Raw genomic sequence first — 21,069 nt, forward strand, 5'->3', positions numbered from 1 at the left:
CATCTAATTGTTACGTTGCTGCTTTTTTCTTATTAACTCCTATGTTTGTATCCGCCCAGTCAAATTTTCGGCTGGGCTTTTTTTCGCCCGCAGATCTACCAACCTATCTTTTTCGATGATTCCGTTCATCTCCATGGTCTAGACATCCGCTCAATACGAAAGTGTCGCTATTAAGTCGCTGATGTACTGAACTATGGGTATAAAAAAGCCTCCCGATTGGGAGGCTTTACAAAATAGCGCATTTTTATCTTACGCTTGCGCTTTCTTAGGCAAAGAAAAGTGCAGCAAGGCATAGCCAAGTAATGCTGCTGTCGTCGAACCCATTAAGATACCGAGTCGAGCATAGGTATCAAATTCAGGACTTACATTTCCGAACGCTAAAGAGGAAATGAAGATAGACATTGTAAAGCCAATACCACACAACACAGATACCGCAAAGATATGCTTGAAGTTAACGCCTTCAGGTAACTTAGCAACGCCCATTTTTACCGCTGCCCAGCTAAAGGTAAAGATACCTAGAGGCTTACCAACCAGTAGACCCAAAGCAATACCGAGTGGCAGCATTGAAGTTAGACCTGACATCGATACGCCTTCTAACGAAATCCCCGCATTGGCAAATGCGAATAGAGGCAGAATACCAAATGCCACGTATGGGTGAAGCGCGTGCTCCATATGTTTAAGTGGAGAATGTTCGCCCTGCTTTCCCTTTAGTGGGATAGCAAAACCAATCACTACACCTGCCAATGTTGCGTGAACACCAGATTTAAGCACCGCGAACCATAAGATCGCACCGACGATCAGGTATGGCGTAAGTTTTGTTACTTCCTTCGCATTCAACATGAATAGGACACCAGTCATGATGAAGCCAACAAGCAACGCCATGGTCGACAGGTCACCGGTGTAAAATAGCGCGATAATAACAACCACACCCAAATCATCGATGATAGCAAGCGCTAGCAAGAACACTTTTAGGCTTACTGGTACACGCTTACCTAATAACGCCATGATACCTAAAGCAAAAGCGATATCTGTCGCCGCTGGAATTGCCCAACCAGAAATCGCCTCAGGATCGTTGGCATTAAAGGCTACGTAAATAAGAGCAGGAGCTAACATACCGCCAACCGCTGCAATCGCAGGGAAAATTGCGGTTTCTTTTGATTTTAACGCACCTTCAAGTAGCTCTCGCTTAACTTCAAGGCCAATGAGTAAGAAGAAAACAGCCATTAGGCCGTCATTAATCCAGTGAGAAACTGACATACCAAATACATAAGTATGCAGTACAGATTGATAAGTTTCGCCCAGCGGTGAGTTAGCAATGGTCATCGCAATTGCCGCTGCAATCACGAGAAGAATACCACCAGCTGATTCCATTTTGAAAAAGTCACGAATGACATCGTTCATGGTTTCGTCCTTATATTTATTATCTTAATAAACGATTAACAAAGAATGATAAGAGTGTATAGCGGTCGAAAACTTTAGAATAATCGCTTCTTCAGAGTATAAACTTCGATTTTTCCGATATGAAGTTTACTATACATCGTATTTTCCAACATAACACTCAATTTTGATCACAGCGCGTACTTGTTGTTATCGCGCCAAATGTTTATCAAGATTATGAGAAAATCAGCATAACATGGCATGTACTGTCATGATAACCCCATACTTTTGAGAAAAATTCAGGAAGTTTCATCCACTAAAAAACCACCCATTGGGGTGGTTTTTATCAGAATTTAATAACCAGTGAGCTGCATAAAGCCCCAAGCCTCGTTGGAGCCAGAAGCTAAGGTAGGGCCTTCCCAATACGGTATAACAAAAGGAAGCCACATATCTGATTTGATAATACGAGTGGTCAAGTTAACTTGATGCTTTGGAATATTAATAATCCACTGCAAAGGCAGCCTTCTTCCATTTGATAAACTGGTCACTTGCATTGGTTTAATACTGATATCATCGTCTGAGAGATTGATGACTTTACCTGAGCGTGTGGACAAGGTGCCAAACACGTGCGGTGTTTGTCCATGGTGGCGATAGCGGCTGACTGTCAGTGCTCGACCATCATCTAAATTGAATACAAACCAATCCCAACCCTGTTGCCCTTCACCAATTAAGCCACTGCCCCACTCTTTCTGAGCCCAAGCAGAGCCAGCAACAGAGAAGCGTTTACCATTAATGTTCAAACTCCCTTTCACCTTTAAAAATGGCGCACTAAAACTGAAAGAGGCAACAGATTGCAACGCGTGTTTAACCTGAAAACCTTTGTCTCCATTCACAACAAAGGGGCCATTTGTCATAGTATTGAGATCTAAACCAAACGTATCGGTAGTCACATTCAAGTTTCCGGGGAAAGGCGTTGCACCAAGTGAACGCCACGTCCAATTATCAATCCATAACCTGAAAGGACGATTAGTCATGCCAGCTTGGCCTATCCCGCCTCTCGCTACACGCTGCTCTTTCCAGACATGCGAACCATGGCTAATGACAACATGTGAAATGTACAGTTGAGGGTTTTGCCATCCGCTGGTTTCTCGCTCATCCGTCGCGACCCTGAAGTAGCTCCATTGAACATTGTATATTTTCCCTTGCTCATCTTTCAGCTTCGCAAAGTAGTGCCACCATTCATGTTGGTACTCGGGATGAAAGCGAAAGTCTGACGGTAAAGAGACATGCTCGTCAGGTAATACAGGTTCGAAAATCGTTTGATTTTCACGCGTTAGAATAGAATTAAGCTCGCTTTCTTGTGTCGCTGTCGCTTCCAACCAAAAAGTTGAGTAAAAAGCAGCCCCAGTCAAAAAGGCAAACGTAATAACAATGATCGTTGAAACTAACAAGCGTTTTTTAGAGCCCACTTTTTTCATTACAACGCGTCCCTTAATGACTTCATTGGCGTACTCTTAATCATTCTAATAACTGGCAATGCGCCGGCAATCATGATGGCAAGCATCGCCCAAGCAATAGTTTGAGCGTATTCCCAAGGGATCGTTTGAAGCTCCAGAGACCAACCGAATGATTGCTTAATGATAATATCAACGATCAAGTGTGCAAGTGCCAGACCAAGTGGCACCGCAATAATCGCGGAAATGGCCCCGAAGACAAACAACTGCAAACCACCCAATGCGACAAGTTCCTTTCCGGATACACCCATACATCTCAGCAAAGAGAAGTGCCGCTGCCGCGACAGTTCGCCCGCCAATGTCGCGAAGAATAAACCAAACACAGCAATAATCAGCGTGATGTTGCCCAAGGTTCCTGCAATAGCGAAGGTATGATCAAATACCCTCATTGCCTGACTATAGATATTACCATTATCAAACACACGGTCTTGCGGGAGGCGGAATACATTTTCTAAGCGATTTTTCAGCCCCTCCCCATTAACGCTATCTTTTAACACCACACCAAGGCCAACATTGCCCGTCCCTGCAAATGCATACAGCCAATTCCGGTGCGACATCATCACCTGGTTATACGGGTTTCCATAATCGTAATAAACACCAACGACTTGCCAGTCTCCACCCAGTGGTTCCTGCAAGTTAATGAAGTCTCCTGGGCGAATATCCAACTTCAAGGCCATCGATTCACTCACCATCAAGCTCTTGGTCGCGTGCAGTTGATACCAGTAATTCGGGACACCTAGTTTTACCGTCAGTGCATCTAGCTCACCTTCAGAAGAGCCTGTACTCACCACTTGCAAAGCACCATGTTCGGTTGGCATATCTTTTTCCCAACGCCACCAAACCGAGTTGACTTCTGGTTGGTTTTGCAGCCACGCACTCATCCGAGCTGCTGAGTTATTTGTCGGATAGATATAAATATCCGCTGCTAATCGCTGGCTGAGCCATTTATCGGTTGTATCCCTAAAACTGCCTACCATCGTTTCTACGCCGATATTTGCCGCCAGTGCCAACATAAACGCCATTGTTGCCACACCGCGATAACTCATGCTTGCAGCCGCATCGGCAAAAAACCAACGTACACGTACCCAACGCATGGTGTAAGAAAAGCTCTGGAACATATGCCACATAATAAATGGCATAAACAAGGCCACACTAACCAACATCAGCGCAATAATGGCAAAGCCAGTTTCTTGTGTTTTCGGTGCTTGATACACTGCGATTGCCGCGACACAAAACGCACACGCAGCAAGAGCCTGCCAAGAGAACTCACGCCCTGCAAATCGCATTAATGACAGTCGAGAAGATAGACGAATTGGCTGTGACTTCAACAAACGAATCAATGGCCACAAACACGATATTAATGCGCCCATCGCTGCCATGATCAGACTATATAAGCTGGACTGCCAAGACCATCCTATTGTTAAGCCTACGTTGGCATCGTACAAATCGCTCAGGCTCGATGAGACTGCAGGGATCAGCTCATTTGCCAAGATCAAACCAAAAAAGTTACCACACGCCCACGCAACAAAGACGAGCAACGACAACTCTAACAACAATGCTTGAGCCAACTGCGTTCCGTTGACCCCCGTCTGTCTCAAAATACCCACCAAACGTTGTCGCTGAATAAATGACAAAGACATCGCTTGATAAAAAATAAACAACCCGACCAAAAATGACAGCATCCCCATCGCAGTGAGATTCATGTGGAATGCATTAGTTAACGACTCAAGCTCCGTACGCGTATTCCTAACGAGCGTCATGCCATTGGGAAGCATATTTTTCAGCGCTATTAGCTTTTCCTCTGGCATTTCACCACAAGAAATCGCAGATAAACCTGAGCTCCGCTTGAGCATACGCAGTAATGAGATGTCGGTAACCAGCCGAGTCCCAGAGAGCATTTTGTTTTTATCGACTTGAATCGGTCCGAGACGACTTCCGTCATTCATCTCAATAAAGTCCCCATCCTGCCAACTCATGTAAGCGGCCAAATCTTGACTGACTAGAATGGGATAAGGAGGTTTCATTAATGATAGAACGGGCATCTCACCCAAAGATTTGCCTTGCTGCAATGGAATCATCGCGACAGGGTCAATCCCCACCAGCATCAAGCTCATATCGGTTTTAGCATCTAGATGCAGCACGTCAAACGGCGCACATTGGTTAAACCCAGCTCGGCGCAACTGGATATAGAAACCTTGAGGAATTTTATTGGCAGAGTGTTTAGTTCGGATTCGGTATGGCAAAGGATTGGAGAAAAGCTTTTCTCCTGTCGCATAACTTTGTTTTGCATGCTGATTGATAGAAGTAACACCAACAAGAAGGGACACGCCTAAGGTTAACCCTAGCCAGACAAGAATAATTTGTAGTGGGTAACGACGGTAATGACCGAGTAGTGCCTTAACTACGGGCCATAACATGCAGTTGCCCTCCTTGAAGTCGAATCTTACCTTCCATATGGGCCGCCACTTTTTCACTGTGCGTCACTAACAGCAAAGTACACTCCAGTTGGCGAGCGAGACTCGTCAATAAGCGCATTACCGCTTCTGCGTTTCGCTCGTCTAGGCTACCAGTTGGCTCATCAGCGAGTAGGATTTTAGGTTCCATATAGAGTGCGCGAGCAATAGCAGCACGTTGTTGCTGACCACCAGATGCTTCTTCCGGGTAACGGCCTAGCAGAGGCATTAAATCCAGAGCAGAAAGAATTTGACGCCACAACTCTTTATCTTCTGGCAAACCTTTTAACTGACGACAAAAACGAATATTGTCGGCAATATTGAGCGTAGGAAGCAGGTTGAACTGTTGGAAGATATTACCAATATTGTTGCGGCGATAAAGGGTTCTCAAATGCTCTGGCGCATCATGCATGGCAAAATTTGGAAACTGAACTTCACCAGAGTCTGCAGTATCCAGTCCGGCAATTAAGTTCAGCAAAGTACTTTTACCCGAACCACTTTCTCCCATCAGAGCGACTTGGTCACCTTGCTGTAATGTTAATTCTGCCCCTTGTAATACAGGGTGAAATTCTCCCCCGTCTACATAGCCTTTACATAGGTCTGACAGTTTTAACATTGATTATGCCGCTCGGATGGTATTTAAAAATTGGGATCAGAATCTACACTAAAATCCTGTTAGTAGAAAGTATTTTGAATGCTTGATCACACTATGAGAGTACAAATGCAACTCGATTCACTTTCTGTTCCTAATTTTGTTGACGTATTGAGCAGATTTTTGCAGCTGCAGTAAACGCTGTTTACCTCTATTGACCGATAAGGTTTTTCGTCCATTTTCGGCTCACCATTCTTGGCAAACAAATCGCCCACTTCACAACTTCCTCGGTCAAAAAGAGTAAGTAAACCCATTGCGGTTCCCAACCGAGCTGAATCGCTGCAAATGCCGCGAGTGGAATCCCGATCACCCACTGCGCAAGAATGTCTTGATACAAACAAAACTTAACGTCACCACCTGCACGTAATACCCCAACAATGACCATCATCGGCACCGAGCGTAGTACGACACCTAAAGCAAGAATCACCATAAACTGTTCAGCTAACTGGCGAGTATCCGCTGTCAGTGCACTAAACGCATTAAGGATCCATTGATTGGACACTATCAATACAACAGCGACCACAAATGCGATAAACACATTCAAAATGACCGTAGCCCAAGCTTGGTAATACACAGGTTCAAAGTTTTTCGCGCCGAGTTGGTTACCCACTAAAACCGCAGCTGCATTCGATAGGCCAATCATCATAGCGAGAGCGATTGACTCAACGGGCGTCATCACCGACAACGCTGCCAAACCTTGCACACCCGCTTGCCCCATGATGGCATGGTAAGCGAACAATCCACCAGCCCATGCCAAAAAGTTAAATGTGGTCGGTAAGGAAAGGCTCAAGAAACGCGTTATTTTGTCTACAACCAAACCTGCGCGTATATCATCCCAACCAAATGCAATTATGTGTTTCTTCAGCCATAAATAGCCAAATAGACAACCGACTTCGATCGCGCCACTGATAACCGTTGCAATGGCTGCCCCTGTAATCCCTAAAGCAGGAAAACCTAAGTGACCAAAAATTAACACCCAGTTAAGGAAAACATTAGACAGAATGCCTATACCACTAAAAAATGTGCTCAGCCCCGGTTGGTGCATCGCTCTCAAGCCCACCGACATACTAGCGACACACGCAACAGCAAACATGCTAACGGATGAAATAATTAGATAGCTGGCCCCTAACTCAATCACTTCTTGTGAGTCCGTCGTCAGTTTCATGACTGGCTGTGGGAAAATAACAAACAAAGCAACGGCAATGGCGGCAAACACCATGGCTATCATCCATGTTAAAGCGGTACTGCGACGTACCCCGACTTTATCGCCTGCCCCCCAATATTGTGCGGTCAGTAATGCACCACCCGTCGTCACCCCAACTAACATGATGGTAGTAACAAACGTCGCGCGCGCCGCTACCCCAACAGCGGCTATTTCAGCTTCACCAAGTTGGCCGAGCATAAGCACATCGACAAGGCTTCGACTAGAAAACATCATGCTTTGCAGTGTAATTGGTAGCGCGATCGCAAATAAGCGACGTAAGAATGCTTTATCTGCATGTATTGAGAGTTGAGAGAGAAAAGTCACAAGCGCTCCAACGACAACTTATTGATAGAATGGGGAAAGTGTCTCATGATTATACTCTGTGGTGTTTATTCCACCAACGATTAAAAGGACAGATAATGAAAAAGGTGTTGGTGCTAGGCGCCTCGGGTTACATTGGTTCTCAACTTCTTCCGTTACTCTTAGAAAAAGGTTACGCCGTCACGGCCGCGGCGCGACATATCGATTATTTGGAGTTAAGGACTCGGCCCCATCCTAATTTAACGTTGCGATATCTGGACCTAGCCGACGCAGAAGCCACGCTCGCTGTGGTGAACGATTTTGACTTGGTATTTTTCCTAGTACACGGAATGGCACAAGGCGATGACTTTGTTGAGTACGAGCTAAACCTTGCTTTGAACTTTAAATACGCATTGGAGCAAAGCCGTGTCAAACATGTCATTTATTTAAGTGCCATCCAACCGCAAACCGGAAACTCGCGCCATTTAGCCGCACGCAAAGCAACGGGCAAAATTATCCGACAGTCTGGCGTTCCAGTAACTGAATTGCGTGCAGGCGTCATCATTGGCCCCGGCTCCGCGGCTTTCGAGATCATGCGAGATTTTGTCTACAACTTACCTATTTTGATCGCGCCTAAATGGGTCGACTCAAAAGCCAACCCTATTGCCCTACCCAACCTCAATCACTATTTATTGCAGCTGGCCGAAGCATCAGCCCCAGAAGAAAACCAAATTTATGAAGTTGGTGGGCCAGATACACTCAGCTACCGCGAGCAGTTTAAAGTCATTTGCCGAATCACCAACAAGCCTTATCGGCTGTGGTCGACACCGTTGCTTACCCCAAAAATGGCATCGTACTGGCTCGGCTTGGTCACCTCTGTACCAGCAAACATCGGCAAAGCATTACTCGCGGGGTTAGAGCATGACTACATTGCCGATTCCAAAGCGATTGAAGCACGATTTCCGCAAACGCTGATCAGCTACGAGCAAGCGGTATCCGATACCATTCAAGATGAAGGCACGTTTGTACGCAGCAATGTTTGGGGCTTTGAACCAGCGGCACTTCGTCGATGGCAACCGGGGTATGGCTACTACCCTAAACAAGCCGGTGCGAGCATAAAAACTCAAGCCTCCGCTGCGGCATTATGGAAAGTGGCTCAAAAAATCGGGAGTCGTGAAAAAGGCTATTACTTTGCCAACATTTTGTGGCGCACACGTGAATGGCTCGACATCTTTTTTGGTGGCGGGAAACCGATTCGCGTTTCTCCTCCGGGGCCGGAGCTCAAAGTCGGCGATTATATTGACTCTTGGAAAGTGATTCGCTGCGAGGAAGATCAGTTCCTCTCACTGTTTTTTGGGATGAAAGGCCCGGGGCTTGGACGTTTAGAAATTACCATCAAAGACCATGGTGATGAACGAGAACTGGATATCACAGCTTGGTGGCACCCGCAGGGGTTTCTCGGGCTGCTTTACTGGTTTGCCATGATGCCAGCCCATCTATTCATATTCAAAGGCATGGTCAAAGCCATCGCGAAAGAAGCCGAAAGTATCAGTATTACTCCTCAGGTGGGACAGTCTCTGGAGAATCTAGAGAAATAGGCAGGTGATGGGCAATCCCCGCATGGCAATCAATGCACGATTGATCTCGACTTTCCATCATTTGATGTCGACGCGCAACGGTTCGTCCTTGCGCTTCGAAATCCATCTTGTCAACAGAATGGCAGTATCGGCACTGCTTTGATTTATTCTCGATAAACTGCTTTGTAACTTCAGCTGCTAATCTCGGACGATGCTCCGCCTCGAAATTCTCAAGTGTAATGTCACCAGTCAGTTTGTGATAGATGTCGGCTGTAGCGCCTATTTTCAATGCGATTTTAGCAAAAAACTCCCTAGGGACATGGCAATCACTGCACGTAGCGGCAACCACACCCTGAGCATTTTTGAAGTGTGGGGATGCTTGGTACTCCTCAACTATCGTATCCATCCCAATATGGCAACTGTAACAAAACTCGTTGCGATTGGTGTAATCCATACCAAAGTGGAAAACACTGAGGGCCGCCCCACCAAGGATAAACGCCAATAAGCCACCAATTGGTATGCCGAGCATCCATTTTCTGTTTGGTTTACGCCATAAACTCATTGGTGTTCATCCCAAAGCAGCGCTAGCGATAACTCGCATAGTATTCTACGAGCGCGTTTAAATCATCGGCACTAAGCCCTTTGAACGCCTCATCCATTTTTTTATCAACGGAGCGTTTGCCTTGCTTAAACTGTTTCAATGTCGTGGCGAGATAGCCCTTCTGCTGACCAGCTAAAATCGAAGCTTCATCCAGAGCGTTACTGCCACCATCCGAATGACAGTTCTCGCAACTTTTCGCGTGGATAGCCTTACCTTTCATCGCTAACGCTTGATCAAAAGACTGCTTAGCTGGCACAAACTCAAGCCCAGCATAATGCTTTGCTAACTCTTCAATCTGCGCCTCAGATAAAGATTTAACTATCGACACCATGTCGCCTTTTTTGCTCGTGTCTCCGTATACGTGATTAACCGAAGCTGAGGGTCTGCCTTCAAGGTAACGCAACATCTGGTCAAAAAAGTTGAACTCGGGAATCCCTGCGATGGTAGGAATATTCGTGTCGGAACTAACACCGTCTGGCCCATGACAGGCTTCACATTCGTATTGTGAAATTAGCTCACTTGGTGATGCTAAACTGTGGGAAACCAAAGCAGAACTGATGGCTAACACTGAGGAAATTTTTAGTGAGAATTTAATTATCTGGTGCATATTAGACTGACTCCGTAGTAATTATCTTTATTAATCAAAACCAGACAGCGAATAAACGATAAGAAAATCAATTTATAAACGCGACTTAAAACCAACGATATCCAAGATAAAAATATTAAGCCGTCAACTATTTAAAGTAGCGTAGTTCAATACCCTCACTTTTTCTGCGCCGACCTCTTAAATCGCAGAAAATCCAACCCAAACAATTGATTTAAAATGATAATAAATTCAACCCCAAAATTCACACACAAAAATAGCGGTTTATTTTAATAATATTTCATATTGCGTCTATACTCTTACAAGCCATGTATTTCGATTTATTCAAGCGATGTAAATATGGATATTTTTCTTTTGTCTTGAATATAAAATTAATATTTCAATCAATCGTTTATTGAAATATTCAACCATTCCCATGCATTCCCACTTACTTTAGGACGAATCGAGAGGGACTATGAACGGTTTAAAGTCGATCGCTACATTAATATTGTTTATTTTACTGCTCACCGGATGTGGTCCAGACAGCAAAAACGATCAGAATACACCACCACCTGCACTTGGTGATTTCGAGATCAGTGTTTCCGAGCCATCATTGGTCACTCAAGAAACCGGGGAAACCAAACTGGTGGTCAATTTTACCGTCAAAGACGGCAGTGGCAGACCTCATGAGCTAGACGAAACGAGAGATTTTCGCATCGCACTTCTCAAAGCAATGCCCTCTCGTGTCGATACACAAAACTCGAGCGATCCAGCCTTTGCCTTCAATGGGCGCCATGGCAACACTTATTGGAAGAGTTTCCATCACTCAAGTAATACCGCAAATAACCGTGCCAGCATGGAGAGTGTTTGGGATGGAACACTAGTAAAAACAGACGAGGGGTATCGCTACACGTTTGCCATTCCTGACGTTTTGAAAGTGTCAGATCCTTATACTGCCGACTCTTCTAGCAACAATGGTTTTATCGCTTGGGATGCGGATAAACTCCACCGAATCGTCATGGCGTATGGTGAGCAAGGCAACGGTTTTACCTACGTGTTTGAATGGGTGCCGCAAGAAAGTTCAGATACGGCTGTCTCCCGCAATGTGATTGAAACAGGCACCTGTGAAAACTGTCATATGGGCGAACCGCTTCATCATGGACCGGGCTATCGCTCAATTGATAACAACATTGCCGTTTGTACCGCTTGCCACAATGACAGTAACCCTGGCGCTGCGCCAGCCAGACGCCCTCTCGCTGCCGTTGTTCATCAATACCACGGTAATGTTTTCAAATTAGGTAGCGACAGAAATAACACCGAGACTTACAAACAGCCTGTCGACGAGAATGACGTGCTCGTTACCGACATCAATGGTTTAGTCATTGAAGGCAACCCTTTCCCGCAAGATGCCCGCAACTGTACAACCTGCCATTCAACCGATGTCGCGAAAGCATCAGACGCCAACAATTGGTTTGAACACCCAAGCCAAGTTGCCTGTGAGACCTGTCACTTGTACCGAGACAGAGGCGCGCATGATAACCAAATCGGTACGGCTTGGATAAGAAACGGCGAGCCACAAAACTCCTGCTCGGGCTGTCACCGACCTTATGACCGAGATGACAATGGCGATCCAATCATCGGCCAAGACGCAAGCCGAAGTGCTAAAACGGTTCACGTAATGCGTTTAGAGAATCTTGCAAAAGCGCGTGATTCGCTTGAAATCAACGTTGAAAGCGCGCGATTTATTGATGACCAGTTTGAGATTGAACTAAGAGTGTCGAAAGCGGGCACAGGTATTGGATCCATCAACGAACTGACCCCTTTCATTAATGAACATGGGCACCTCAATTTGTTGCTGAACTGGGATAACGGCCAAGGCCCGATAGTCGCAAACAACAGTCTCAACGTCGCCGATGATGGCGCACTTGGTGACGGCTGTGAGGCTCAAGGAGAAGGCCTATTCTTGTGTCATAAAGACTTCACTGACGCTGCGATTAAGCCAATCTCCAACTCTACGTTGACGGTTAACATCGCCGACATGCCACTTTGCGCCAACCGTAGAGATGGCGAGCTCGCCGAATGCGTCACGTTTGAAGGCATCGATCTTATCAAATCGCCTTTCGTCATTGCCGCCAATAACGCATCTGGCTCGTTTGATGTGTCTGGTATCAACAAGCAACACAAACTGCCAGTGGGCGCGGACATTTCATCGTGTAACGATTGTCACAAAGAGCTGACTATCCATAAGCTCGGTGAGCATCCACATGCTGCCACCGACTTCCAACAATGTAAAAATTGCCATAACTCTGAACGTTCTGCGTTTTATCCTGGAATGGCGGCTGATCTAAAGTACCACGTGCACTCATTCCACGCCTTTGGCTCCGCTCATAGCGGTGAAGCGTCTTTCCCTAGCGCAGTCAACAACTGTGAGTCCTGCCATACCAATGCTCAATACAACTTACCTAGCCAACAAAATACGCGCCCTTCTCTGGCGAGTGGTAAATATTTTAGTCCTGCATTAGTCGCCTGTGGCGCGTGTCACTTAGAGTCATCTTTAGCTAATGCTGACCCGGATACCGTGGCAGGAGATGCGCCTCTGAACCATATGCTGAATCACGGCGCGGTATTTGGAGCAGACACAGCAGCACAAGCAACGGGCTCCGAACAATGTGCGACTTGCCATGCTATTGGTCAGTCACAAGGGGTAGATAAGGTTCACAAGGTATACGACTACCGTTGAATTCGTCATTGAACACAATGCTTTGACAACTAAGGATAAGAAAAGGAAGAGCTATGAAAGCAATGTTTCTGCGGTGGTTGGTAGCTGGGATACTTGGGTTAGGCGTCATCTTCACCGTCAGTTCGGAAGATGTCGCCAAGCCAGAACCCGAAGCGGCGACGTTAACTCAAGAAGAAATGGAAACCATATTAGACACCAAGTTTTCCGAGGGAAAATATTCACGCCGCGGACCAGATGGCTGCCTTCGTTGCCATGACGATACCTCAGACAAACCTGCTACGGGTATTTTCGACAACATTCATGGCAAGTCCGCAAACCTGCATGGGCCAATGAATGATAAACAGTGTGAAGCATGCCATGGCCCAGCGAACAATCACGAACGCAATCCACGAAAAGGACAAGTTCGTGAACCGATGATCACTTTTGGGCCAAACTCCCCTGTTCCGGCCGAAAAGCAAAACAGCGTGTGTTTATCTTGTCACCAAGATGCGAAACGCTCGACTTGGCATAGTAGCGAGCACGCTTTTGAAGGGCTGTCTTGTGCAAGCTGTCACCAACTGCATCAAAAAGACGATCCGATGATGGTTGACGAAATGCAAGCAGACAAATGCACCGATTGTCACTCCCGCACCAAATCAGATATCCACAAACGCAGTCGTCACCCTATTATCGACGGCGTCATGACTTGTTCTAGCTGCCACAATCCACATCAGACATTAAATGAAGCGAGCCTGAACTGGTCAACCGTCAATAACGCTTGTTACGAGTGTCATGCAGAAAAACGCGGCCCATTCTTATGGGAGCATGAGCCTGTAACTGAAGATTGTACATCCTGCCACACACCTCATGGTTCAGTGAACAAAGCCCTGCTCAATAAACGGCTGCCAATGCTATGTCAGGAATGTCACCGTGTGCCACATGCAAACGTAGCCATTCCTGAAAACGACTTGAGAGTGCGCGGCGGAAGTTGTTTGAACTGCCACAATCAAGTGCATGGCTCTAACCACCCACGTGGTCAAACATTAAGTTATTAGGAGGGAGGCATGAAACTATCTCAACTGTGCATCGCTATTTCCCTTGCTTTTGCTGTGCAAGCGCACGCCAACGATTATTCGTTACAACGTTCTCAACCAGCCGACACTAGCCGCTGGCAGTGCAGTGAATGCAGCAGCGACGGCACATGGAGTGGAGAAGTCAGCACGGGCGTCGGTTACCTTAACAACGATGGTTCCTCGCGATTCTATAATTGGAATCCACCCGTTTACGGTACAAACTCTGACAATAAACACTTTAACGCGAGCCTAAACGCCGATATCGAACAATATGAAGACGATGGGTTCTACAATCGAATCGTCGTCGAAGATCTTGGTTTGCAACGCTTCTTACTGCAGTGGGAAATGGGCCAGTACGACGGATTACGTGTCCTCGGCAGTTATAGTGAAACGCCGTATTTCTGGAATCAGTCCTCACTCAGTGCGTATCATCCAAGAGAGGATGCATTCGTCAGTGGTGACCTATCGAAATATGAAAACTCAGTGACGCGAGAGACGTTTAAGTTAGAACTCAAGTACACACCACATACGCCATGGAAGCCATATGCATCCATGAAGCACGAACGTAAAGAAGGCACAACTTCGCTTTATTCATCGACTATTCCGGGTTACGCCAACGCGCCGGGATTCATACCCAAAGCCGTCGACCATGAAACATTAAATACTCAAGTAGGAGTAAGCTACATGGAAGATTTTTGGCTGGTGGATATTGCGTATCGCGGCTCGTTTTTTAGAAATGACAAGTCCGCACTTTATTACGGCAGCACTACCAATCCTTACGCTAACCACCTCGCGTATGAGCCTGACAACGACTTTCACCAGTTTGCTGTCACGGGGAATTATCGGTTGAATCAACAAACGTTCAGTGGCCGCTTACTTTGGTCACAGACGTCTTCTGAAGGCGGGTTAAATCCGTTTCCACAGTCCCCCGTTAACTCCAATACATTCCATGGCGAAACCAACACTTGGCAAATGAGCGCGGATTACCACAACAAACTTTCGCGAGACACTGCTTTCGCCATTTCTGCGGACTATTCAGATAAAGACGATAACTCCGATAGAAACACCATCATCGGATCGACGAGAGAAAAATACGACCACACCAAAACCAAACTGGAAGCAACACTCAAGCATCGTGTTACTTCTGATGTGAAATTGAATACGGGTTACCATTTTAGACAAGATGAGCGAAGTTATGCTGATAGGAAACGTACCGATGAACAGCGCGTTTTTGTTGGGGCCCAGTACAGACCAAATAGACCGTGGCAATTAGGCGGTAAAGTCTCCTACTCTTTTCGCGATGGCTCTGATTGGCAGGACGACAGCAGCGACTCGCCTAATTTGCGCCAATACTATTTAGCCGATAAAGAGAGGATTGAGCTCCGTGGCGACGGCAGCTATGACGTAACAAGCGATGTCCAGTTACTTGCTGAGCTTTGGTACGGAAACGACGACTATGCTAAACCCGATATAGGTTTAAGCGAAGGAGAAGATTACGGCTACGATATCAGCGTCAACTTCAATTTACTCGACGGACTAAACGGGCATGTTTTTTACAATCAACAGATCATCCGCTCCGAGCAACAACAAGCAAACTCTGACGTTGTCGGTTGGAACCGCTACACCACCAAACTCAAAGATGACATCACAACCATTGGCTTTGGTGTGAGTAAAGAGCAGCTACTAGACGACAAACTTTCTATCTCGTTTGATTACAGCTACAGCCAAACCGATGGGAAATCTTCAACCACATCTGGTGGCTACCAATATCCTGATAACGAGGCGAACTCGTACCGATTTGAAGTCATCGCTGACTATGAAGTATCTGAAAATCAAAACGTGCAGCTTAACCTCCGTTATGAAGACTACTCAGAAGAGGATTACTTGTTTAATAACGAAACCGAAACGATGGGCGACGTTTTGCAAAGCTATGAAGGTCTATATGGTGGCGTCTATTGGAAATATCGCTTTTAAATACAGAGTGACGTAACAAAAAAAGCATCAGACGTTTCAAACGCCTGATGCTTTCGTATTTCAATTCTACTGCTGTGAGAAGTTGATTAAGCTTGGAAGCTCAACGGAATCTCAGCCAATTGGTTACCTTCGTTTGCAGGAAAGATAAGGTACTCGCCGTGGTATTTCACCATCGATTTGTAGTCCGTCACTTTATGCACCATAAAGCCCGCTTGCGCTGCTTTCTCAACAAACTCAGCATGGTTGCCACGCACAAACCAGCTCATTGGTTTGACGAGCAGCTCGCCGTCGAAGCAGCTTTCGCATTGATCTGCACATAGCGCCAAAGAGTTTTGACCTTCCGTGAAGATTTGGATTTTGCCACAACCAACAAGTTGCTCAGACGTTGATACTTCCCAACCCGCTTGCTCCATCACATCTAAAAATGCTTCGACGTCAGAGTCTTTGATCACTTTTGAATCTTCATCTTCAGGAAAAAACTGAGCGTAAAAAGCAGAAATACGCTTGAAGATAAACAACAAACCAGCGTCATTACCCTTTGAACGACCCGCTTTTTGCCAACGTGTTAAGTCATCGCCTACGACTCGACCGAAACGCTGAGATTTAAGTGCTTTGGTAACCCAGCGCACTAAATAATGGTTATTCGCAACAGGGGCATTGGCTAACTTACCTGAGCGATGCTCTTGATCTAACTCTTCAAGTGCTGAGTTAACTAAGTTTTGAATTTCTTTGGTGTAATTCGACATTACGCCTTTCTTCCTAAAGTCCAATAAAACAGTGCTGAAAGCACAGAACAAGCAAACATCACAATGATCATCGGCCACGCCACATTACCTGGTAGTGATGCCACCAGCGCGCCAACCAATGAGCCGATACCGAATCTTAACGTCCCCGCCAGAGACGATGCTGTACCCGCCATTGATGGGTAGCCACTTAAAAGCAGCGCCATCGCGTTACTACCTATCGTCGACAATGTACCGATAAACAGCACAACAAAAGGTACGATGCCCCATAATCCGAAGTCCATTAACCAACTTACGAATAAACCAATCCCCGCCAAAAGTTGCACGAACAACCCAAAACGAAGCATGGCATGAGAGCCAACTTTCTTCACCAAGCGACCATTAATACTGGTCATGATGATCATCGCAACAATGTTCAAACCAAATAAATAACCAAAGTGGTCTGGTCGAACACCATATAAATCAATATAAACAAACGAGCCCGCAGTCAGGAATGCAAACATTCCGGAAAATGAAAACGCTCCAGAAAGCATCAAACCTATCGCTTCAGGGTTGGAGCATAATCTGGCGTAGTTTCTCATCGTAGTGCGAAAACGAAGCGGCTGACGATTTTCTGGTTTCAACGTCTCTGGGATTTTCCAAAGTACCAGTAGAATTACCACCACAGCGAAAATGGCTAACACCCAAAAGATCGAACGCCAACCAAACCAGATCGCTAGGTGACCACCTATCATAGGCGCAACCAAGGGTGCCATGGTGATCACTAAGGTGACGAAAGACATTGCACGGGCAAAGTCTTCACGGTCAAACATGTCACGCACGACGGCTTGGATAATGACCGCCGCTGCCGCGCCAGCAAAACCTTGTGCTGTTCGCACATAAGTCAATGCATCGATGCCGTTTGTGGTCGCACTCACTACCGCCGCTAATCCAAAGAAAAGCACACCCAAAATCAGTACAGGTCTACGGCCAAAACTATCGGCAAGCGGCCCATGAATTAACTGGCCAATCGCAAAACCTGCCGTATAAGCCGTCAACGTAATCTGAACCGCGCCAGGCGCAACACCCAAATCCTTCGCGATGGTTGGCATTGCAGGCAGATACATGTCGATCGCCAAAGGCGTCAAAGCACCAATCGCTCCTAATACAAGAAACAATAGAAAACTGATTTGGGATTGCGGAGCGCTTTGAGCTTTTTCTGTCATTCTTTTACCTCTTGTTGGAGCCCTTTCGTCAATACTTTCAGAGCAAAGTGAAAATAACGGACGGTTCTCATATCGCTGATATCTAGAAGCCAAAGGCCTGTTCTGTAAACGTTCGAGAATCATAAGGGCAAATATGTACCAAGGTGTGACCTTGACGAACTCGACATAGAAAAGCATGTGAAAGCGAAATGTGTTTATGGGAAACAAACACAATGCAGTAAAAATGATAGCGTTGACACCATCATTCCATTCACCGTAGCCGAAGGCTTTGCAATAAGAGTATGCATGCCTCAGCTAAATGCAAAGGCATATCACTGAGATGAGTAAGCACACCGGAATTGTCTAGGCACTAATTTTGGTAGGAAAATTAATTTTGAGCCAATTCCTACCAAAAAACTAGTTCCAATTGGGAACTAAAGAATTTCCCATGCCGATAATTAATTCCAAATAGAATCAATTTCTTCCTGCGTGAGGTAGCGATAATCACCAGGTTCTAGCGCCTCATCGAGTTCAATCGAACCAATACGCTCACGATGTAAGTACTCAACTTTATTTCCTAACGCCGCAAACATGCGTTTCACTTGGTGATACTTACCTTCCACAATAGTTAATAATACTTCATTCTCTGCCTCGTTCACGATCTCCAAACGAGCAGGTAATGTTGCTTCTGATTCATTGCGCAAAATGATGCCTTGTTCGAGCTTTTCCGCGTAATCAGGCTGAATCGCATCGACAAGCCAAACACGGTACGTTTTCTCACACTTATGCTTAGGTGAGGTAATACGGTGAGACCACTTACCATCATCCGTAATCAACACCAAGCCAGTTGTGTCGACATCTAATCGGCCCGCAAAGTGGAGGTTTTCAATTTTAGGCTCATCAAGCAATGCGAATGCAGTTTGGTTGTAGCCATCTTCATGTGAACAAACAAAGTCAGCAGGCTTATACAACATAATGTAACGAGGACCAGGAGCACCAATAACGCGGTCTTCCCACATTACTTCTGCACCTTCAGGTACTTTAAATGCACCACTTTTTTGAACCTCACCGTCAACGGTGATGTCTCCACTTTTGATGATCTTTGTTGCCTGTTTGCGTGTTGCACCCAGAGCATCACACAAATATTTATCTAAACGCATGAATACCTCATTGAATTATACCCAAGTGATCTCCAAATCTTGGTTTAAAGGTCACTTGGGTATAAAAGTCAGGTATTATAGCGTTCCTCGTTCGAATAGTTGAGCAATTTCACATATTTTCATGTACACACTTCGTCCTTATCAAGCCGACTCGGTTAAAGCAGTCATTCATTACTTTCGTAAACACTCGACACCAGCAGTGATCGTGCTGCCAACCGGTGCCGGAAAAAGCTTGGTGATCGCAGAACTTGCTCGCCTTGCGAAAGGGAGAGTGTTAGTCCTCGCTCACGTTAAAGAGCTGGTCGAGCAAAACCACGCGAAGTATGAAGGTTATGGTTTAAAAGGTTCCATCTTCTCAGCAGGATTGGGGCGAAAAGAAACTGACCAGCAAGTCGTGTTTGCTTCGGTTCAATCGGTCGTACGTAACTTAGATTCGTTCAAAAACCAGTTTTCTCTGCTCGTTATTGATGAGTGCCATCGTGTGCCGGATGACAAAAACAGCAGCTACCAAAAAGTTATTACTCACTTACGAGAACTGAACCCAGGCATTAAGGTTCTGGGACTAACTGCAACGCCCTATCGTTTAGGAATGGGCTGGATTTATCAGTATCACACCCGAGGTCAAGTACGCACCGAAGAGCCTCGATTCTTCCGCGATTGTATTTTCGAACTGCCGATCCGTTACTTGCTCGACGAAAACTTCCTCACTCCGGCCCGCATGATGGACGCGCCCGTTTTGTCTTACGACTTCTCGCAACTGAAACCCGCAAACACCGGACGCTACAAAGAAGCAGAAATGGACATGGTGATCGATAAAGCCAAGCGCGCCACTCCGCAAATTGTTGAGCAAATCATGCAATATGCGAGAGAACGTCAAGGTGTCATGATCTTCGCCGCGACTGTCCGACACGCACAAGAGATCCACAGTTTACTGCCTGAAGGCGAAACTGAAATCGTCATTGGTGATACACCTACGCCGGAGCGCGATGCGATCATCCAAGCGTTCAAGAATCGTCAAATAAAATATTTGGTCAATGTTTCGGTACTGACTACCGGGTTTGATGCGCCGCATGTCGATTTAATCGCGATTTTGCGACCAACAGAGTCAGTCAGTCTATACCAGCAGATTGTAGGGCGAGGATTACGCTTATCAGACGGAAAATCAGAATGTTTAGTGCTTGATTACGCAGGCAACAGCTACGATTTATACCAACCTGAAGTCGGTGACCCCAAACCAGACTCTGACAGTGAAATTATCACAATTCCCTGCCCGGCTTGCGGATTCAATAACAACTTCTGGGGGAAATTGGATAGTAACGGTTTCTTGGTTGAACACTTTGGCAGACGTTGCCAAGGTTACTTTGAAGATGAAGACACAGGCGAACGTGAACACTGTGGATACCGTTTTCGTGCCAAATACTGTGGTGAATGTGGTGCCGACAACGATATCGCTGCGCGCATTTGTCAAGAGTGTGACGCAACGCTTGTTGATCCAGATAAAAAATTAAAAGAAGCCCTTAATCTAAAAGATGCATTGATATTTGAATGCACAGAAATGGACCTGTCAGTATTTAAGTCCAGTGACGGTAAATCTCAACTCAAGGTGACGTATTCTGGTGAACCATACCAAGGCGAAGGCAATGCGTTAGTTCATGAGTTTTGGTCATTGAGTACCAAAAAACAAAAACAAACGTTTAAAGACCAATTTGTGCGCCCTCACTTGGCAGACAAGCATCGCCCTTTTGAAGAGGCTTCACCGACACGTGTTGTTGCCAATCAACATCGTTTCCGTTTACCTCAGTTTGTTATTGCAAGGAAATCCGGTCGCTTTTGGAAATTGCGAGACAAAATTTTTGAAGACGAGTTGAAATAACGTCTGCAACATATAGTAAAACTGAACTCGATGATTCACTCTCTGTTCATCTATATCCGATATACTGCGGCTAACGTTCTAG

15 protein-coding genes are annotated in these 21,069 nt (G+C 45.9%); 5 read left to right on the plus strand and 10 right to left on the minus strand.

Annotated elements, in window-relative coordinates:
• Positions 1-249 precede the first annotated feature (249 nt).
• The 5 genes from nhaA to ACWPOD_RS10225 all read right to left on the minus strand — a co-directional run bounded on the left by nhaA (position 250) and on the right by ACWPOD_RS10225 (position 7,524).
• Positions 250-1,401 carry a Na+/H+ antiporter NhaA gene (nhaA, locus tag ACWPOD_RS10205; protein ID WP_203342305.1) on the minus strand — a complete coding sequence of 384 codons (1,152 nt, stop codon included), beginning with the start codon at positions 1,399-1,401 and terminating at the stop codon, positions 250-252.
• 329 nt (positions 1,402-1,730) lie between these two features.
• Positions 1,731-2,855 carry a lipocalin-like domain-containing protein gene (locus ACWPOD_RS10210; RefSeq protein WP_456231864.1) on the minus strand — a complete coding sequence of 375 codons (1,125 nt, stop codon included), beginning with the start codon at positions 2,853-2,855 and terminating at the stop codon, positions 1,731-1,733.
• On the minus strand, positions 2,855-5,308 hold the full coding sequence (locus tag ACWPOD_RS10215) for an ABC transporter permease (protein WP_258687479.1): 2,454 nt from the start codon (positions 5,306-5,308) through the stop codon (positions 2,855-2,857). The genes ACWPOD_RS10210 and ACWPOD_RS10215 overlap by 1 nt, the downstream gene beginning before the upstream one ends.
• Complete coding sequence (locus tag ACWPOD_RS10220) at positions 5,289-5,960, minus strand: ABC transporter ATP-binding protein (RefSeq protein ID WP_005393230.1); 672 nt, start codon at positions 5,958-5,960, stop codon at positions 5,289-5,291. The genes ACWPOD_RS10215 and ACWPOD_RS10220 overlap by 20 nt, the downstream gene beginning before the upstream one ends.
• A 187-nt stretch (positions 5,961-6,147) precedes the next feature.
• Positions 6,148-7,524 (minus strand): MATE family efflux transporter, encoded by a 1,377-nt coding sequence (locus ACWPOD_RS10225; RefSeq protein ID WP_456231865.1) that lies wholly within the window; start codon positions 7,522-7,524, stop codon positions 6,148-6,150.
• Positions 7,525-7,619: 95 nt separating this feature from the next.
• On the opposite strand from ACWPOD_RS10225, the gene ACWPOD_RS10230 reads away from it, so the two are divergent.
• Positions 7,620-9,098, plus strand: coding sequence for an SDR family oxidoreductase (locus ACWPOD_RS10230; protein WP_258687477.1), 1,479 nt, complete (start codon positions 7,620-7,622; stop codon positions 9,096-9,098).
• On the opposite strand, the gene ACWPOD_RS10235 is transcribed toward ACWPOD_RS10230, so the two are convergent.
• Both ACWPOD_RS10235 and ACWPOD_RS10240 read right to left on the minus strand, forming a co-directional pair.
• Complete coding sequence (locus ACWPOD_RS10235; protein WP_062858565.1) at positions 9,055-9,639, minus strand: NapC/NirT family cytochrome c; 585 nt, start codon at positions 9,637-9,639, stop codon at positions 9,055-9,057. The genes ACWPOD_RS10230 and ACWPOD_RS10235 overlap by 44 nt on opposite strands.
• A 22-nt stretch (positions 9,640-9,661) precedes the next feature.
• Positions 9,662-10,285, minus strand: a complete 624-nt coding sequence (locus tag ACWPOD_RS10240; protein ID WP_317411190.1) for a c-type cytochrome — start codon at positions 10,283-10,285, stop codon at positions 9,662-9,664.
• A gap of 451 nt (positions 10,286-10,736) precedes the next feature.
• Between ACWPOD_RS10240 and ACWPOD_RS10245 the strand changes: the two genes are divergently transcribed.
• Genes ACWPOD_RS10245 through ACWPOD_RS10255 form a run of 3 tightly spaced genes read left to right on the plus strand, consistent with a single transcriptional unit; the run spans position 10,737 to position 16,027 of the window.
• Positions 10,737-13,001 (plus strand): OmcA/MtrC family decaheme c-type cytochrome, encoded by a 2,265-nt coding sequence (locus ACWPOD_RS10245; RefSeq protein WP_456231866.1) that lies wholly within the window; start codon positions 10,737-10,739, stop codon positions 12,999-13,001.
• Between the two features lie 53 nt (positions 13,002-13,054).
• On the plus strand, positions 13,055-14,035 hold the full coding sequence (locus ACWPOD_RS10250) for a DmsE family decaheme c-type cytochrome (RefSeq protein ID WP_025520777.1): 981 nt from the start codon (positions 13,055-13,057) through the stop codon (positions 14,033-14,035).
• 9 nt (positions 14,036-14,044) lie between these two features.
• Positions 14,045-16,027: an MtrB/PioB family decaheme-associated outer membrane protein gene (locus tag ACWPOD_RS10255; RefSeq protein ID WP_456231867.1), complete on the plus strand. Its 1,983-nt coding sequence runs from the start codon at positions 14,045-14,047 to the stop codon at positions 16,025-16,027.
• Between the two features lie 86 nt (positions 16,028-16,113).
• Here the strand turns inward: ACWPOD_RS10255 and ACWPOD_RS10260 are convergent, their stop codons facing one another.
• From ACWPOD_RS10260 to rsuA, 3 genes are all read right to left on the minus strand, one after another.
• The gene (locus ACWPOD_RS10260; RefSeq protein WP_164666195.1) at positions 16,114-16,773 is read right to left on the minus strand and encodes a DUF2913 family protein; all 660 of its coding nucleotides are present in this window, start codon (positions 16,771-16,773) and stop codon (positions 16,114-16,116) included.
• A complete protein-coding gene (locus ACWPOD_RS10265; RefSeq protein WP_005393240.1) occupies positions 16,773-17,975 on the minus strand; it encodes a Bcr/CflA family multidrug efflux MFS transporter in 1,203 nt (400 codons plus the stop codon). Before ACWPOD_RS10265 ends, ACWPOD_RS10260 begins: the two co-directional genes overlap by 1 nt.
• A gap of 437 nt (positions 17,976-18,412) precedes the next feature.
• On the minus strand, positions 18,413-19,114 hold the full coding sequence (gene rsuA / locus ACWPOD_RS10270) for a 16S rRNA pseudouridine(516) synthase RsuA (protein WP_033905117.1): 702 nt from the start codon (positions 19,112-19,114) through the stop codon (positions 18,413-18,415).
• 121 nt (positions 19,115-19,235) lie between these two features.
• On the opposite strand from rsuA, the gene ACWPOD_RS10275 reads away from it, so the two are divergent.
• Positions 19,236-20,987: a DEAD/DEAH box helicase family protein gene (locus tag ACWPOD_RS10275; protein WP_456231868.1), complete on the plus strand. Its 1,752-nt coding sequence runs from the start codon at positions 19,236-19,238 to the stop codon at positions 20,985-20,987.
• Positions 20,988-21,069 lie beyond the last annotated feature (82 nt).

The organism is Vibrio sp. JZG120, from assembly GCF_053890955.1.

Bases quoted from the DNA above. Each gene is read 5' to 3' on its own strand.
- nhaA (WP_203342305.1), bottom strand. From the start codon at position 1,401: ATGAACGATGTCATTCGTGACTTTTTCAAAATGGAATCAGCTGGTGGT.
- ACWPOD_RS10210 (WP_456231864.1), bottom strand. From the start codon at position 2,855: ATGAAAAAAGTGGGCTCTAAAAAACGCTTGTTAGTTTCAACGATCATT.
- ACWPOD_RS10215 (WP_258687479.1), bottom strand. From the start codon at position 5,308: ATGTTATGGCCCGTAGTTAAGGCACTACTCGGTCATTACCGTCGTTAC.
- ACWPOD_RS10220 (WP_005393230.1), bottom strand. From the start codon at position 5,960: ATGTTAAAACTGTCAGACCTATGTAAAGGCTATGTAGACGGGGGAGAA.
- ACWPOD_RS10230 (WP_258687477.1), top strand. From the start codon at position 7,620: ATGAAAAAGGTGTTGGTGCTAGGCGCCTCGGGTTACATTGGTTCTCAA.
- ACWPOD_RS10235 (WP_062858565.1), bottom strand. From the start codon at position 9,639: ATGAGTTTATGGCGTAAACCAAACAGAAAATGGATGCTCGGCATACCA.
- ACWPOD_RS10240 (WP_317411190.1), bottom strand. From the start codon at position 10,285: ATGCACCAGATAATTAAATTCTCACTAAAAATTTCCTCAGTGTTAGCC.
- ACWPOD_RS10245 (WP_456231866.1), top strand. From the start codon at position 10,737: ATGAACGGTTTAAAGTCGATCGCTACATTAATATTGTTTATTTTACTG.
- ACWPOD_RS10250 (WP_025520777.1), top strand. From the start codon at position 13,055: ATGAAAGCAATGTTTCTGCGGTGGTTGGTAGCTGGGATACTTGGGTTA.
- ACWPOD_RS10255 (WP_456231867.1), top strand. From the start codon at position 14,045: ATGAAACTATCTCAACTGTGCATCGCTATTTCCCTTGCTTTTGCTGTG.
- ACWPOD_RS10260 (WP_164666195.1), bottom strand. From the start codon at position 16,773: ATGTCGAATTACACCAAAGAAATTCAAAACTTAGTTAACTCAGCACTT.
- ACWPOD_RS10265 (WP_005393240.1), bottom strand. From the start codon at position 17,975: ATGACAGAAAAAGCTCAAAGCGCTCCGCAATCCCAAATCAGTTTTCTA.
- rsuA (WP_033905117.1), bottom strand. From the start codon at position 19,114: ATGCGTTTAGATAAATATTTGTGTGATGCTCTGGGTGCAACACGCAAA.
- ACWPOD_RS10275 (WP_456231868.1), top strand. From the start codon at position 19,236: ATGTACACACTTCGTCCTTATCAAGCCGACTCGGTTAAAGCAGTCATT.